At 33.2% G+C, this 15,098-nt stretch carries 14 protein-coding genes; 13 read left to right on the top strand and 1 reads right to left on the bottom strand.

The genetic code is table 11. From position 1 onward, the window contains the following. Positions 1 to 93 precede the first annotated feature (93 nt). The 13 genes from ACWNCI_RS10780 (at position 94) to ACWNCI_RS10720 (ending at position 14,209) form a co-directional block, all read left to right on the top strand. Positions 94 to 1,446 (top strand): hypothetical protein, encoded by a 1,353-nt coding sequence (locus ACWNCI_RS10780; protein WP_449388307.1) that lies wholly within the window; start codon positions 94 to 96, stop codon positions 1,444 to 1,446. 60 nt (positions 1,447 to 1,506) lie between these two features. Beyond that, complete coding sequence (locus ACWNCI_RS10775) at positions 1,507 to 2,625, top strand: hypothetical protein (RefSeq protein ID WP_449388306.1); 1,119 nt, start codon at positions 1,507 to 1,509, stop codon at positions 2,623 to 2,625. Positions 2,626 to 2,887: 262 nt separating this feature from the next. Continuing rightward, positions 2,888 to 4,033, top strand: a complete 1,146-nt coding sequence (locus ACWNCI_RS10770) for a glycosyltransferase family 4 protein (RefSeq protein ID WP_449388305.1) — start codon at positions 2,888 to 2,890, stop codon at positions 4,031 to 4,033. Further along, positions 4,017 to 5,051 carry a polysaccharide biosynthesis protein gene (locus ACWNCI_RS10765; protein ID WP_449388304.1) on the top strand — a complete coding sequence of 345 codons (1,035 nt, stop codon included), beginning with the start codon at positions 4,017 to 4,019 and terminating at the stop codon, positions 5,049 to 5,051. The genes ACWNCI_RS10770 and ACWNCI_RS10765 overlap by 17 nt, the downstream gene beginning before the upstream one ends. 52 nt (positions 5,052 to 5,103) lie before the next feature. Then, positions 5,104 to 6,222, top strand: coding sequence for a polysaccharide biosynthesis C-terminal domain-containing protein (locus tag ACWNCI_RS10760; RefSeq protein WP_449388303.1), 1,119 nt, complete (start codon positions 5,104 to 5,106; stop codon positions 6,220 to 6,222). Positions 6,223 to 6,438: 216 nt separating this feature from the next. Further along, on the top strand, positions 6,439 to 7,572 hold the full coding sequence (wecB, locus tag ACWNCI_RS10755; protein WP_449388302.1) for a non-hydrolyzing UDP-N-acetylglucosamine 2-epimerase: 1,134 nt from the start codon (positions 6,439 to 6,441) through the stop codon (positions 7,570 to 7,572). Beyond that, complete coding sequence (locus ACWNCI_RS10750) at positions 7,572 to 8,780, top strand: glycosyltransferase family 4 protein (RefSeq protein WP_449388301.1); 1,209 nt, start codon at positions 7,572 to 7,574, stop codon at positions 8,778 to 8,780. Before wecB ends, ACWNCI_RS10750 begins: the two co-directional genes overlap by 1 nt. Beyond that, positions 8,777 to 9,670 (top strand): NAD-dependent epimerase/dehydratase family protein, encoded by an 894-nt coding sequence (locus tag ACWNCI_RS10745; RefSeq protein WP_449388300.1) that lies wholly within the window; start codon positions 8,777 to 8,779, stop codon positions 9,668 to 9,670. Before ACWNCI_RS10750 ends, ACWNCI_RS10745 begins: the two co-directional genes overlap by 4 nt. A 2-nt stretch (positions 9,671 to 9,672) precedes the next feature. Then, positions 9,673 to 10,644 carry an MraY family glycosyltransferase gene (locus tag ACWNCI_RS10740; protein WP_449388299.1) on the top strand — a complete coding sequence of 324 codons (972 nt, stop codon included), beginning with the start codon at positions 9,673 to 9,675 and terminating at the stop codon, positions 10,642 to 10,644. A gap of 2 nt (positions 10,645 to 10,646) precedes the next feature. Then, positions 10,647 to 11,186: a dTDP-4-dehydrorhamnose 3,5-epimerase gene (gene rfbC, locus ACWNCI_RS10735; RefSeq protein WP_346984326.1), complete on the top strand. Its 540-nt coding sequence runs from the start codon at positions 10,647 to 10,649 to the stop codon at positions 11,184 to 11,186. A 97-nt stretch (positions 11,187 to 11,283) separates the two neighbouring features. Continuing rightward, a complete protein-coding gene (gene rimO / locus ACWNCI_RS10730) occupies positions 11,284 to 12,585 on the top strand; it encodes a 30S ribosomal protein S12 methylthiotransferase RimO (protein WP_449388298.1) in 1,302 nt (433 codons plus the stop codon). A gap of 244 nt (positions 12,586 to 12,829) precedes the next feature. Next, positions 12,830 to 13,498, top strand: coding sequence for a hypothetical protein (locus ACWNCI_RS10725; RefSeq protein ID WP_449388297.1), 669 nt, complete (start codon positions 12,830 to 12,832; stop codon positions 13,496 to 13,498). A 339-nt stretch (positions 13,499 to 13,837) separates the two neighbouring features. Continuing rightward, on the top strand, positions 13,838 to 14,209 hold the full coding sequence (locus tag ACWNCI_RS10720; RefSeq protein WP_089997993.1) for a septal ring lytic transglycosylase RlpA family protein: 372 nt from the start codon (positions 13,838 to 13,840) through the stop codon (positions 14,207 to 14,209). A 64-nt stretch (positions 14,210 to 14,273) separates the two neighbouring features. On the opposite strand, the gene ACWNCI_RS10715 is transcribed toward ACWNCI_RS10720, so the two are convergent. After that, positions 14,274 to 15,038 carry an exodeoxyribonuclease III gene (locus ACWNCI_RS10715; RefSeq protein ID WP_449388296.1) on the bottom strand — a complete coding sequence of 255 codons (765 nt, stop codon included), beginning with the start codon at positions 15,036 to 15,038 and terminating at the stop codon, positions 14,274 to 14,276. Positions 15,039 to 15,098 lie beyond the last annotated feature (60 nt).

The following is a 15,098-nucleotide window of genomic DNA, read 5'->3' as shown; positions in this document are numbered from 1 at the left end:
ATGAACAAAGTTTTACAGTATTTGGGTCTTTTCCGGAAGCAATAAAGATGGTATCTCCAGTGAGAAATATAGTAAAAAATTAAAAAATTAGTAATGACGTTTGCAGGTTTTATAGCAATATTATTTCTTTTGGCACTTGTTATCAACAAAGGATATAGATCAATTATTGATCCTCTTGTATATATAATTATAATATTCCTGTTTTTTTTCGGAATCAAAAAAGAAGTGGAACTCAGCGAAAAATCTGAACTTTTATTATTGCTATCGTTTCTGATTTTCATTTCTACTGCCTTTCTGAGCAGCAGAATGAGGCACAAAGGAGTTGTCAACTTTATTAATAATAAAAATGCAGCCTTCCATAAGTTTTCTATAAAGCCTCTGGAAACGAGACAACAGCTATATCTTTTTTTAGTTGTTTTATCGTATGTGATTTTAGATTTTTCTTTTAATACTTGGCTTTACGGATCTTTTGATAAAGCGGTGACAAGATTTTACTACAGAATTCCTGAAAAAGAAGATGTGCCAACATTTCTTACCATTCTTCTTTTCTCATTATATTCTCTCTCTTCGCTTATTATATTCGTTCTAAGTTATAATAGTGCAAGGTTTAAAACGACTTCACTATATCTTAACTTAAGCTTTTTTGCCTTAGCTTTGGCAGCTTTCCCTCGTGGCACAAGAGGAGCTATTGTATCTTTGCTGATTATTATTGTTTTAGCGAATATAATCGTTAAAATCAAAGAAAATAAATTTAATATTAAAACTCTTCTTTTTAACATTAAACTTATTTTACCTGCCATTATCGTTCTTTTGTCATTTTTAGCTTTGTCATCTATTCGTAATAAAGAGACAGATAATCTTGAGATGCTTCAAAAAACAATTTCCGAAATGGATTTTTCACAATCCCAAAAAGAATACAGCTCTATAGAAGGAGATCTCTTATTAACGGACCATAATACCTGTATAGAAACCTTTGGAACAAAAGTTGATTTTTTGCCGCTTGACTATACATTGAAAGCCATAATATTCAATCCTGTCCCAAGAAGTTTATGGAAATCCAAACCTGTTGGTTTTGGGGTTGCCATGACAGAGGTGAAGCTGGGTGGGCAGGATTTTGATTATGAGCATCTTGCGGAATATAAATGGTCTAATGCTGCAGGTATTGCAGGAGAAGGGTGGGCAAATGAAGGAATTTTAGGCTTGATTTTATATTCTTTTCTAATGGGATTATACGCAGGGCTGCTTACAAAAGTCGTTTATACTTTTCTATTGTCTGATAATTATGTATCCCTTTTAATAGCCTTATTATGTTTCCTTGCCTCTCTCCTTACTGTGAGAGGGGATATACTTTCCGGGATTACACAAGGCTTTTATCCTATACTTTTTTTTATTATTTTATTAGTTATAATTCAGCCATTCGTAGAATACAAATATAAAATAAGATAATGGCCTGATAAAGTAAAGCAAGTTTGTTAAAAATTAACAGGAATAACAATAAAATTATATATGAAAAAAATTCTTGTAATACATAAAAATACAATTGATCATGAACCGCCTACACAAATGGTGATTCAGCACATGAACGACTTGGGTTTTTCGGTAAAGCTGATTACATTAGGCGTTAATGATTATTGGAAAGAAGAATTCAAAAATAGAGGTATTGAATATAATGATTTAGGATTAGCTTCTTTTGTGGGGCTGAAGAGAAGATCATTTACGGAAAAACTGAAAACGTGGTTTAAATACAGAAAAGCGGTTCTGAAAGAATTGTCTTTACCTGAAAACAAGGATAGTATTATCTGGTTTGTAAATGCCGACAGTCTCGCACCATTGCTTTTTAGTAAAATTTTTAGTAAAATAAACTATACAATGCATATTCTTGAGATGTATGATCACTCATCGTTTTATAAGTATGTTTTAAAAAAATATATAGTAAACTCTCAAAGGCTTATTGTTTGTGAAGAGAACAGGGCTGCGATTTTTAATATATGGTTTAAACCCGGAAAATATCCTGTGGTACTTCCAAACAAACCCTATGAATTGCCAGAAAAAAACAAATCGGAAGAATTTTTACAACAGCATTATCCCGAACTTTATAATTCTCTGAAACAAGCAGGAAAGATTATACTTTATCAGGGAGGAATATCTCATGATAGGAACCTGTCTCCTCTGCTTGAAGCAGTTAACGATTTAATTGATTTTACCCCGGTTATAATGGGTAAAGATTTCGGAATGCTGCATCATTACAAAAAAATCTGTGCGCGTCTTATATATATTCCATTTATCCCTTCACCGCAGCATTTGTTTGTAACATCTATGGCAAGAATTGGAATTCTGATGTATGATCCTGTGTCACTAAATCAAATATTTTGTGCACCCAATAAAATTTTTGAATATTCAGGATATGGCGTGCCAATGATTGGAAATAATATTCCGGGCTTATCTTTGCCTTTTCAAAAATTCAATTGTGGTAAAGTTTATCATCAGGATCTGAACACTTTAGAAATAAAACAGATTCTTTTATCAATTGATGAGAATTTTTATTCTTATTCGGAAAACTCATACAATTTATTCAATACTGTAGATAATAAATCAATTATAAAATTTGTATTGAATGGAATTTAATGTTCTGAATATAATTTAGTTGTGCTCTTTCATGTAATTATATGTCACTAATTATAAATTAAGAAATATAATAATATAATTATAAGCAGTATTATTTTTTTGTTCATTATGGAATCAATATATTTGGAATAAAATGTTGGAACTTAAAATTTATTATAATAAAGTCTTTATACAAGAGAATGATGTGTATCCACATAGCTTTCCAGAAGCTTAAATTTCAATAACAAAAAAACAATAAAAACTAACTCTATAAGATCTTTATATGATACTTGGAATTGATGCTTCAAATATTAGAGAAGGAGGTGGTTTAACGCATTTGAAAGAAATTCTTCTTAACGGAAATCCTGAGAAATACGGCTTTAAAAAAGTTGTTATCTGGAGTAGTAGAAAAACACTTCATAAATTACCCGATTTTCCTTGGTTGCTAAAAGTTAACAACAAATGGCTTAATCAATCATTCATTATATCTTTTTTATATCAGATTTTTTTTATATCAACAGATATAAGGAGAAAAAAATGCGATCTCTTATTTGTGCCGGGAGGAACTTTTCTGGGAAGTTTTAAGGAAATTGTATCCATGAGCCAGAATATGCTTCCATTTGAAAAAGAAGAACTTGAGCGATTTCCTAAATGGACCAGCAAATTAAAGTTTAAATTATTAAAAATAACTCAGTCGTACACATTCAAAAAATCAAAAGGAGTTATTTTTCTTACCGACTATGCTAAAAATTATATTAATAAATCAATAAAATTAGATTCAAAAAAAGCTATAGTCATTCCTCATGGAATCAAAAGCACTTTTTCCAGTCAGCCAAAAATCCAGAAAGATATACATTTTTACAATGAAAATATCCCTTTCAGATTTTTGTATGTGTCAATTGTTACAGAATATAAACATCAGTGGAATGTAGCAGAGGCAGTTCTAAAATTACGTGAGGAAGGATTTTATATAACGTTAGATTTAGTAGGAGGATATACTGATGAAGCTCTTCATAAGCTGAATACTGTACTTATTAAAGATAAAGATAAAATTATCAGATATAAAGGTTTAGTTCCCTATGAAGAACTTGATACCATTTATAAAGAGGCTGACGGGTTCATATTTGCTTCAACATGCGAAAATATGCCGATTATCCTAATCGAAGCTATGACAGCCGGTTTACCTGTTGCAAGTTCAGACAAACAACCAATGCCTGAAATATTAGATCAATCAGCATTTTATTTTAAATCTACTGATGTTGATAGTATTTATAATTGTCTTAAACAGTATTTGCTAAATCCACATAAAAGAAAATTAAACGCTGAAAAAACATTTAATAAAGCATTGGAATATACTTGGAAAGACTGTTCGGAGAGAACCTTTACTTATTTAATGAAAAAAATAAAACAAAATGCAGATCAAAAATAAAACCCTCCTTATTACCGGCGGAACAGGCTCATTTGGAACAGCTGTTTTAAGGAAATTTATTCATACAGACCATTTCAAAGAAATCCGGATTTTCTCACGGGACGAAAAGAAACAGGATGATATGAGAAATCAGTTTAAAAATGATAAGCTGAAATTCTATATTGGTGATGTGAGAGATTACAGAAGTGTAGAATCTGCGATGAGAGGGGTAGACTATGTTTTTCATGCCGCCGCTCTGAAACAGGTCCCTTCCTGCGAGTTTTTCCCTATGCAGGCCGTGAAAACGAATGTTGAAGGAACTCAAAATGTCATTGATGCAGCAGCTTCAAACGATGTGAAGAAAGTTATTTGCTTAAGCACTGATAAAGCAGCATATCCCATCAATGCAATGGGGATTTCTAAAGCGATGATGGAAAAAGTGGCGGTGGCGGCGTCAAGAAATCTTGAAAATACTGTGGTCTGTCTTACGAGATACGGTAATGTAATGGCTTCCAGAGGTTCTGTGATTCCATTATTTGTAAAACAAATCAAAAACGGAGAATCTCTTACTATCACAGATCCGAATATGACAAGATTTTTAATGTCATTGGAAGAGGCTGTAGATTTGGTTTTATTTGCATTTGAGCATGGTAATCCCGGAGATTTGTTTGTTAATAAAGCTCCTGCAGGGACAATTGGAGACCTGGCTCAGGCATTAAAGGAAATGTTTAAAGCAGATAATCCGATAAAGGTTATCGGAACCAGACACGGAGAAAAACTGTACGAAACATTGTGTACCCGCGAAGAGATGATCAAAGCGGAAGATATGGGAGATTTCTACAGAATTCCGGCGGATAACAGAGACCTCAACTACGCACAATACTTTTCTGAAGGTACAGAAGATATTTCAAAAATAGAAGATTATCACTCTCATAACACTCAGCAACACGATGTGGAAGGAATGAAAAAACTTTTAATGAAGCTTCCTTTGATCAGAAAAGAAGTATTGGGTGAAGACATACTGCAGTATCCTGAATAATTACTTTACATAAATTTCGGTGCTAATTCAGATGATTTGAAAATTTAAAAGAATGAAAAAAATTGGAATTACAGGGCAAAATGGTTTTGTCGGCTCACATTTATATAATACTTTAGGCTTACATCCTGATCAATTTGAAAGAATAAATTTCGAAAGAGATTTTTTTGATAACGCGGACAAGCTTGATGAATTCGTAGGAAAATGTGATGTGATTATCCATCTCGCTGCAATGAACCGTCATCAGGATCCTGAAATTATTTATGAAAACAATATCGGTCTGGTTAAAAAGCTGATAGCTTCTCTGGAAAAAACAAATTCCAAGGCTCATGTTCTTTTTTCCTCTTCTTCGCAGGAAGAAAATGATAATTTATACGGAAAATCCAAAAAAGAAGGAAGAGAATTGCTGTCAGAATGGGCCGCCAAGAATAACGGAAAATTTACCGGAATGATAATTCCTAACGTTTTTGGGCCTTTCGGAAAACCCAATTATAATTCTTTTATTGCTACTTTTTGCCATAAATTAACTCATGGCGAGCAACCGGTTATTGATAAAGATAGCGACGTTAAACTGATTTATATAGGAGAACTTATTCGAGAAATCATTGATCAAGTTGAAATTGGAGAATCAAACAAATTATATGAAGTGCCAAATACTTCATTGAATAAGGTTTCGGAAGTTCTTCAGAAATTAGAAACGTATAAGAATTTATATTTCGATAACGGTGAAATTCCTGTTTTGGAAAGTAATTTTGATTTAAATCTTTTCAACACATTCCGGTGTTATTTTGATATTAAAAATCACTACCCCGTAAAATTCACACAACATACAGATCCCAGAGGAGCTTTTGTAGAAGTGGTCAGGCTGGGTATTGGCGGACAATGCTCATTTTCGACTACTGTTCAAGGGATTACAAGAGGAAATCACTTTCATACGAGAAAAATAGAAAGATTTGCAGTGATAAAAGGTAAAGCACTTATACAGCTGAGAAAGATTGATACAGATGAAGTTTTAGATTTTTATCTCGATGGAAGTGAGCCTGCTTACGTTGATATGCCGATCTGGTACACTCATAACATTAAAAATATAGGAGAAGAAGAATTATATACCATTTTCTGGATTAATGAGCCTTTCGATCCGAAAGATGCTGATACGTACTTTTTGGAAGTTTAATACAGATAAAAATTGATGTCATTGATAAACATTCTCTAAAATTTTACTAATTATTCTGTTATATTAGTTAATTTTATGACAGAATGAACTCGATGACTTATATTTTGTTTAAAAAAATGAGTTTTAAATTTTTTATTATATCACTATATAAGGAAAATATGTAATTTATCAACTTAAATTGGTATTTTTGGAGCTGCAAAAAATGAGAATCTACAAATGAAGAAATTAAAAATAATGACCGTGGTGGGCACAAGGCCCGAAATTATCAGACTATCAAGAGTATTATCAGCTTTGGATGCTTCTGAAGCTGTTGAGCATATTATTGTTCATACAGGGCAAAATTATGATTATGAGCTTAATCAGATTTTCTTTGAAGATCTGAAGCTTCGTAAGCCCGATTATTTCCTCGAAGCAGCTGGAAAAACAGCAACTGAAACCGTTGGAAATATTTTAATCAAAATTGATCCGCTTTTGGAAGATTTAAAACCCGATGCATTTTTGGTGTTGGGAGATACAAACTCTTGTCTTTGTGCTATTCCCGCTAAAAAAAGACAAATTCCCATTTTTCACATGGAAGCCGGAAACAGATGTTTCGATCAAAGGGTTCCCGAGGAAACCAACAGGAAAATAGTGGATCATACAGCAGATATTAATCTTACATACTCTGATATTGCAAGAGAATATTTGTTAAGAGAAGGCCTTCCTGCAGACAGAATCATTAAAACAGGTTCTCCGATGTTTGAAGTTTTAAATCATTATCTTCCGCAAATTGAAAATTCTGATGTTTTAAGCCGTTTGAACCTGAAAGAAGGAAAATATTTTGTGGTGTCTTCCCACAGAGAAGAAAACATCAATTCTGAGAAAAATTTTAATGGATTGATTGAAAGCCTTAATGCTATTGCAGAAAAATTTGGTTTTCCGATTATTGTTTCTACTCACCCCAGAACCAGAAATAAGATCGATCAAATGAAAGTGAATGTAAGACCTGAAATTCAGTTTCTAAAACCGTTAGGTTTTCATGATTATAATGCTTTGCAGATGAGGAGCTATGCCGTTTTATCAGATTCAGGAACTATTTCTGAAGAATCTTCAATACTGAATTTCAGAGCTTTAAACATAAGAGATGCTCACGAAAGGCCGGAGGCTATGGAAGAAGCATCTGTAATGATGGTAGGATTGTCACCGGAAAGAATAATGCAGGGACTTACTCAGCTTCAGCAGCAGAAAACAGGCAATGAAAGAAATTACAGACAGGTTTCGGATTATTCCATGCCTAATGTTTCTGAGAAAATGGTAAGGATCATCCTGAGTTATACAGATTATATTAACAGAGTAGTTTGGAGTAAATAATGGATAATCTTTGGATTGCAACAGAACTATTTTATCCTGAGCAAACTTCAACTTCTTTTATTCTTACAAAGATAGCCAATCGGCTTTCTGAAAAATATTCTGTAAAGGTAGTTTGCGGACAACCTGTTTATGACAAAGATCCAAAGAATACAAATTATTTTACCTTGAATTCTGACATATCCGTGCATAAAATTAAAGGGTTATCCAAAGATAAAAATAGTTTATTTTTTAGAACTTTAAGATTTGTCTTTCTTAGTTTTTCTATGTTTTTTTATCTGCTGAAGAATGTGAAAAAAGGAGAAAAAGTTTTTATTGTCACTAATCCGGCACCACTTGTTTTATTAATTTCAGTGCTTAAAATAATAAAAGATATTCAGCTTATTATTCTCGTACATGATGTATTCCCTGAAAATACAGTTCCTGCCGGCATCCTACAACCAAAATCACTTACCTATAAATTTATTAAAAGAATTTTTGATAAAGCATATTCTAAGGCTGACAAGCTCATTGTTTTGGGAAGAGATATGGAAAAAATAGTTCAAGATAAAATTAGAAAATATACTGACACTTCTAAAATACATATTGTTGAAAACTGGGGAGATATTAATGAAATTTATCCTATTCCAAAGGAGAAAATTTTTGACAATACATCTCCGTTATATAACAAGATCATATTTCAATATGCAGGAAATATAGGCAGAGTGCAAGGGCTTCTTGAACTTTTGGAGATAGTAAAGGAAGTAGATAATGATAAACTTGTATTTTATTTTGTAGGAGAAGGAGCTGTTAAAAAATCAATGATGGAATATGTGAAAGCTAACCACATGAAGAATGTTTATTTTGATGGTGAATATTCAAGAGAAGATCAGCTGTCTGTTCTAAATAAGGCAGATATTGCATTTGTAAGCCTTTCAAAAGGAATGTTCGGACTGGGAGTACCTTCAAAAGCGTATAATATTCTTGCATCCGGAAAACCAATTTTATATATTGGGGAAGAAAACAGTGAAATAGATCTTCTGATAACAGAAAAGAATGTGGGATATTCTTTTAGATCTGATCAAAAAGACGTGCTCATCAGTTTTTTTAATTCTTTTGATGAAAAGGGCGTTGAAGATTTAGAGTTGAAAAAAAAGAATGCAAGAAAAACAGCAGAAGAAAGTTTTTCTGAAGAAATTATTTTAAATAAATTTTATTATATTATCCAGTGAAAATATTATTTACAGGAGCTAACGGGTTTTTAGGCAGAAATGTGATTCCGATACTGAAGAAAAAATCTTTTCAGATAAAAACTGTTGGTACCCGGAATACAGATTATATATTTGATATTTCTAAAGACATTTCATCGCTGGAAGAAAAGTTTGATGTTGTTTTCCATGCTGCTGGTAAGGCACACTGTATTCCGAAAAATCTTGATGAAGAAAAAAGATTTTATGATGTGAATTTTTCAGGAACTAAAAATCTTTGCAAAGCATTAGAAAATAATCTGCCCCAAGTCTTTATATTTGTTAGCACTGTAGCGGTTTACGGTAATGATTCCGGTGAGAATATAACTGAAGAGTTCCCATTAGCAGGTGTTAGTCCCTATGCCAAAAGTAAAATAATGGCTGAAAATTTTCTTAAAGAATGGTGTGAGAAAAATAATATCCGGCTATTTATATTTAGGGCTCCGTTAATTGCCGGCCCAAATCCGCCTGGAAATTTAGGAGATATGGTAAAAGCTATAAAAACTGGAAGATATTTTAATATTGCCGGTGGGAAAGCTGAGAAAAGTTTACTTTGGGTAGAAGATTTTGCTGATCTCACAGTGTTGTCTCTTTCACATTCCGGAGGTATATATAATGTGTGTGATGATTATACTTATAGTTTTAAAGAAATTGCAGAAAGAATTTCCTCTGTTCTCAAAAAAAAATCACCTAGAAACATTCCATTTATTTTGGCAAAATTAATGGCTGTTGCTGGAGATATATTAGGAAATAATGCGCCTATTAATTCTCAAAAATTAAACAAAATAACACAAAATCTTACGTTCTCAAATAATAAAATAAAAAAAGAGCTAAGATTCTCTCCCACAAATGTCATGAAAAAATTTCAAATTTAACTATGGAGTTCTTACTAATTACCATATTGCTTTTTGCATTAATTTTAATCTATTTTAAAATTGCCGATAAATATAATATTATCGATAAGCCCAATCATCGAAGTGCTCACTCACAAATCACGCTCAGAGGCGGAGGAATTATCTTTCCGATAGCCTTTGTCATTTTTTGTCTGCTGAATTTTAAAGAAGCAACCGAGATGTACTGGTCTTTCGGGCTTGGGCTGGTTGCTATATGTCTTGTAAGTTTTATTGACGATGTTAAAACTTTGTCAGGCAAAGTAAGAATTTCCGTCCATTTTATCTCAGTTGTACTTTTGTTGTATTTCACAAAGACCTTTAATTTACTTCCCTTATGGACATGGCCTATTTTCTTCATAATGATTATAGGAACACTGAATGCCTATAACTTTATGGACGGAATAAATGGCATGACAGCAGCTTATACTTTGGTTACATTGCTTACGTTGCTTTATATTAATCATGATATTATTTCTTTTACTCAGGAGAATTTTATCATTTATGCAATTTTGGCTTCTTTGGTTTTTTTATTTTTTAATTTTAGGAAAAAAGCAAGATGTTTTGCCGGAGACGTCGGAAGTATGGGAATAGGCTTTTGGATAATAGCCCTCATTACTCTTCTCATCATGAAGACCCAGGATTATAAGTATATTTTGCTATTCTCTGTTTATGGGATGGAAGTTGTGTTAACAATTATTGAAAGACTCCTTCTGAAAGAAAATATTTTTGAAGCACACAGAAGGCACCTGTATCAGTTACTTGTCAATGAAAAGAAGGTACCACATCTTGTGGTGAGCAGTATTTATGCAATCACTCAACTGCTGATTAATATTTTTTTGATTTATTCAAAATTGCCTGCTGTTATCAATATTTTAATTATATTTATCCCTGTTGGAAGCCTATATTTAGGTTTGAAACTCAACCTGAAAAAGAAAATGCAATCTGTAATTAAATAAATATGAAAATAAAAGAAACTCCTTTAAAGGATTGTTATATAATTGAACCTACCATTATTGAAGATGAAAGAGGTTATTTTTTTGAAAAATTCAATGAAAGAAAATTTGAGGAGCTTACAGGAATGAATGGACATTTTGTGCAGGATAATATCTCCAAATCTTCATACGGAGTGATTCGTGGGGTACATTTGCAGAAAGGAGAGCACGCACAGGCAAAATTGGTATCTTGTCTTGAAGGTAAAGTTTGGGATGTTGCAGTTGATTTGAGAGAAGATTCTCCAACCTTCGGTAAGTGGTTTGGGATAGAGCTTACAGCAGAAAATAAAGTTCAGTTGTATGTTCCAAGAGGCTTTGGACACGGTTTTTCAGTATTAAGCGAAACTGCAATTTTCTCTTATAAATGTGATAATTTCTATTATAAAGAATCAGAAAGGGGAATCATGTACAATGATCCGGATTTGAATATTGACTGGAAAATTGATGAAAAAGATGCTAAACTTTCCGAAAAAGATAAAATGCTTGCCGGATTTATTGAAAAATAACTTTCCGAATTAAATACTAAGACCACTTATTGAGTGGTTTTATTTTTTTAATCATCTCTTCAATATTTTGTATCTTTGCAAACTCAAAATCAAAAAGATGCGCACAAAATCCGTAGGTAAGAAGAAAATCAATGTAGTGACACTTGGATGTTCCAAAAATGTTTATGATTCCGAAGTTTTGATGAGTCAGCTGAAAGCCAACGGCAAAGAAGTTGTTCATGAAGACAGAGGAGATATTGTAGTGATCAATACTTGCGGATTTATAGACAATGCAAAGGAAGAATCTATCAATACTATTTTGGATTATGTTGAAGCTAAAAACAGGGGAGAAGTAGAGAAGGTATTTGTTACGGGTTGTCTATCAGAAAGATATAAGCCGGATCTGATAAGAGAAATCCCTGATGTTGACCAGTATTTCGGGACAAGAGATCTTCCGGTTTTGCTGAAGCATCTTGGTGCGGATTATAAACATGAATTGGTGGGTGAAAGACTGACCACAACGCCTAAGCATTATGCTTACCTGAAAATTTCGGAAGGCTGTGACAGGCCGTGTTCTTTCTGTGCAATTCCTCTGATGAGAGGTGGTCACATTTCAACCCCTATAGAAAAATTGGTTTCCGAAGCACAAAAGCTTGCTAAAAAAGGAACTAAAGAACTTATTCTTATTGCGCAGGATCTTACCTATTATGGTTTGGATATTTATAAGAAGCGCGCCCTTGGAGATTTGCTAAAAGAACTTGTAAAAGTGGACGGAATTGAATGGATTCGTCTTCATTATGCCTTTCCAAGCGGTTTCCCGGAAGATGTTCTGGATATCATCCGTGAAGAACCGAAAGTTTGTAACTATATTGATATTCCTCTTCAGCACATCAATTCAGATTTGTTAAAATCCATGAAAAGAGGAACCACTCACGAAAAAACCAATGCATTGTTGGCAAAATTCAGAGAAAAGGTTCCTGATATGGCGATTAGAACAACTCTTATCGTTGGCTATCCGGGAGAGACAGAGGAAGTATTTCAGGAACTTAAAGATTGGGTAAGAACACAGAAATTCGACAGACTCGGCTGTTTTACTTATTCTCACGAAGAAAATACAGGCGCCTATGTATTAGAAGATAACATTCCGCAGGAGATAAAAGAAGCGAGGGTAGAAGAGATTATGGAAATTCAGTCCCAGATTTCATGGGAAAAGAATCAGGAGAAGATCGGAAAAGTCTACAGATGTATCTTCGATCGTAAAGAAGGAAATTATTTTGTCGGAAGAACAGAGTATGATTCTCCTGATGTCGACAATACGGTATTGGTATCTGCAGAAAATACATATATTTCAATCGGAGATTTTGCAGAAGTAAAAATTACTTCTGCTGAAGAATTCGATCTTTATGGAGAGTTGATATAAATTTAATATCAAATAATTAACATATTGATGACTAAACCAATTTTATGTGTGGTTATGATTCAATGTGTTAATTATTTTTTTTAACTTAATAAATAATGTTTTACATTTGCTGTCAAATATTTATTAGACCTAAAATTAGATTTTAAATTAACAGTTTAAAACAAAATAGAAGTATTTTTTTTATCCGAAATTAGCACAGGTTGGTTTCGGAAGATGAATGTGATTTTATTAATCTTAAATACGTATGAAAAAAAAATTATTAACAGCAATTTTGCTAGCGGGATCTTTCTCATTAGCATACTCCCAGCAGGGAAGGGTTGGGATCAATACGGTTACTCCCGCTGCAACATTTGACGTGCAGGCCAACACGACAAATAATTCTTTACCAGATGCGGTATTGGTTCCTCGCATGACCAGAGCTCAGCTGGAAGCAAAAAATGCAGCTTATACCAATGGTAGTGGTGCAGCCAATCAAAATGGAGCTTTAGTATTCATCAGTGATGTTACAAGTGGAACGGGAACGGGCAAAACCATAAACGTTCAGGCAAAAGGTTTTTACTATTATGATGCATCAAATAGTGTCTGGGTAGCCGTAACTCCAAATTTGAAAGTATCAGTGGGAACCAGCGAAACACCAACCAATACACTTGTTGGGGCTTCACAGATTTATGCCATCAAAGGATCGTTCACTGCAAATGGGACTTCTTCTTCTGTAAGTATTCCCTCACCTGTAGGGATGACCTCATTGTATTCGATTACTATTTACAAAACGGGATCAGGAATGATATATGATAGAAGCTTATATTCTTATAATATTACATCAACTCCAAATAATGCTGTTACAGGTTCACCAAATCTGTCTGTAATATACCCTTCGGGCAACTATGATTATATAATGGAATATCTCAAATAATTCTTATAATTATATGAGCACGCTTACCGTTTATATAGGTGTCTGTTATCATTTAAATTATCATATATTTTACTGAAGGTTCAAATGCGTAATATTTTGATTTTTAGGTATTTAATATATGTATTGTAGGCTTTTTAGCAGTCATTAAGTTAAATTTGTTAACTTTTTAACACTTTTTTTAACATATTTTAACAATATGGTTTAAGGTATTGATTTTCAAATATTTAAATTTAATATTAACAAAATATTTAGATTTAATTAACATACGTTAACATATAAAATAGGACCATTGAAAGATTCCTGATACATTTGCCAAGTCAAAACCAATAAAAGTTCAAAATGATGAAAAGATTCATTCTCGTAATCATAATGATGATTTCAACCCTTGGTGTTTATTCGTTCAAAATGAATGCCATAGATGCGAAAAAAACAAGTTATGCATCGTACTACCACGATAAATTTAACGGTAGAAAAACGGCCAGCGGAGAAATTTTTGATAATGCAAAGTTTACCGCAGCCAACAGAACGCTTCCTTTCGGAACAAACATAAAGGTGACCAACCTGAATAATGGTAAAGAGGTGATTGTGAAAATTAATGATAGAGGACCTTACCATTCGTCAAGAGCTTTAGATATGTCTAAAGCAGCGTTCGATGAAATCGGAGATACCGATCGCGGTACCATTCCGGTGGAATATGAAATTGTCGATTAATTTTATGATTTAAATTAACAAAAGCCAACTTAATGAGTTGGCTTTTTTGTTTTCAGGCAGGAAATTATAAGTTGATTTCCACAAGAGCCGGACAATGGTCTGAATGTACAGCCTCTTTTAAAATAACCGCTCTGGTAAGATTGTCTTTTAAGGTATAAGATGTGAAATTGTAATCAAGCCTCCAGCCTTTATTTTTTGCCCTTGAATTTTGCCTGTAGCTCCACCAGGTATAGTGATCGGGTTCATTGTTGAAATATCTGAAACTGTCGATCAGTTCGCATTCATTGATAAAATCAGTCATCCACTCTCTTTCCATCGGCAAAAAGCCCGAAACATTCTTTAAACGAACCGGATCATGGATGTCGATTGCTTCATGACAGATATTGAAATCTCCCGAAATAATAAGATTGGGAATTTCTTTTCTTAAATTCTTGATGTATTCTAAAAAATCACGACAAAACTGCATTTTGAACTCCAGCCTTTCTATATTAGAGGCAGAAGGTACATAAACCGAAATAGCGGAAAATCCGTCAAAATCTGCACGGATAATTCTTCCTTCATTGTCGTAGCTTTCAATGCCGCAGCCATACTCAACGTGATTGGGTTTTATTTTTGAGGCTATTCCGACCCCGCTGTAGCCTTTTCTTACTGCAGAATGCCAGTAACTGTAATAGCCAAGTTTTTCAAGACTTTCAATGTCGATCTGGTCGTTTCCTGCCTTACTTTCCTGAATGCAGATAATATCGGGATCAGCTGATGTCAGCCAGCCAAGAAAATCTTTTGTAAAAGCAGCCCGAATTCCGTTTACGTTATAAGTGATTAATTTCATGTTTCAAAAATATTAATAAAAAAGAAGCGGGAAAAATCTTTGATTTTTCCCGCTTCTTTT

The organism is Chryseobacterium lineare, assembly GCF_977014045.1.
This window is presented reverse-complemented; position numbering and strand designations above follow the sequence as displayed.

Coding starts and splice junctions, on each gene's coding strand:
- ACWNCI_RS10780 (WP_449388307.1), top strand. CDS start 94: ATGACGTTTGCAGGTTTTATAGCAATATTATTTCTTTTGGCACTTGTT.
- ACWNCI_RS10775 (WP_449388306.1), top strand. CDS start 1,507: ATGAAAAAAATTCTTGTAATACATAAAAATACAATTGATCATGAACCG.
- ACWNCI_RS10770 (WP_449388305.1), top strand. CDS start 2,888: ATGATACTTGGAATTGATGCTTCAAATATTAGAGAAGGAGGTGGTTTA.
- ACWNCI_RS10765 (WP_449388304.1), top strand. CDS start 4,017: ATGCAGATCAAAAATAAAACCCTCCTTATTACCGGCGGAACAGGCTCA.
- ACWNCI_RS10760 (WP_449388303.1), top strand. CDS start 5,104: ATGAAAAAAATTGGAATTACAGGGCAAAATGGTTTTGTCGGCTCACAT.
- wecB (WP_449388302.1), top strand. CDS start 6,439: ATGAAGAAATTAAAAATAATGACCGTGGTGGGCACAAGGCCCGAAATT.
- ACWNCI_RS10750 (WP_449388301.1), top strand. CDS start 7,572: ATGGATAATCTTTGGATTGCAACAGAACTATTTTATCCTGAGCAAACT.
- ACWNCI_RS10740 (WP_449388299.1), top strand. CDS start 9,673: ATGGAGTTCTTACTAATTACCATATTGCTTTTTGCATTAATTTTAATC.
- rfbC (WP_346984326.1), top strand. CDS start 10,647: ATGAAAATAAAAGAAACTCCTTTAAAGGATTGTTATATAATTGAACCT.
- rimO (WP_449388298.1), top strand. CDS start 11,284: ATGCGCACAAAATCCGTAGGTAAGAAGAAAATCAATGTAGTGACACTT.
- ACWNCI_RS10725 (WP_449388297.1), top strand. CDS start 12,830: ATGAAAAAAAAATTATTAACAGCAATTTTGCTAGCGGGATCTTTCTCA.
- ACWNCI_RS10720 (WP_089997993.1), top strand. CDS start 13,838: ATGATGAAAAGATTCATTCTCGTAATCATAATGATGATTTCAACCCTT.
- ACWNCI_RS10715 (WP_449388296.1), bottom strand. CDS start 15,038: ATGAAATTAATCACTTATAACGTAAACGGAATTCGGGCTGCTTTTACA.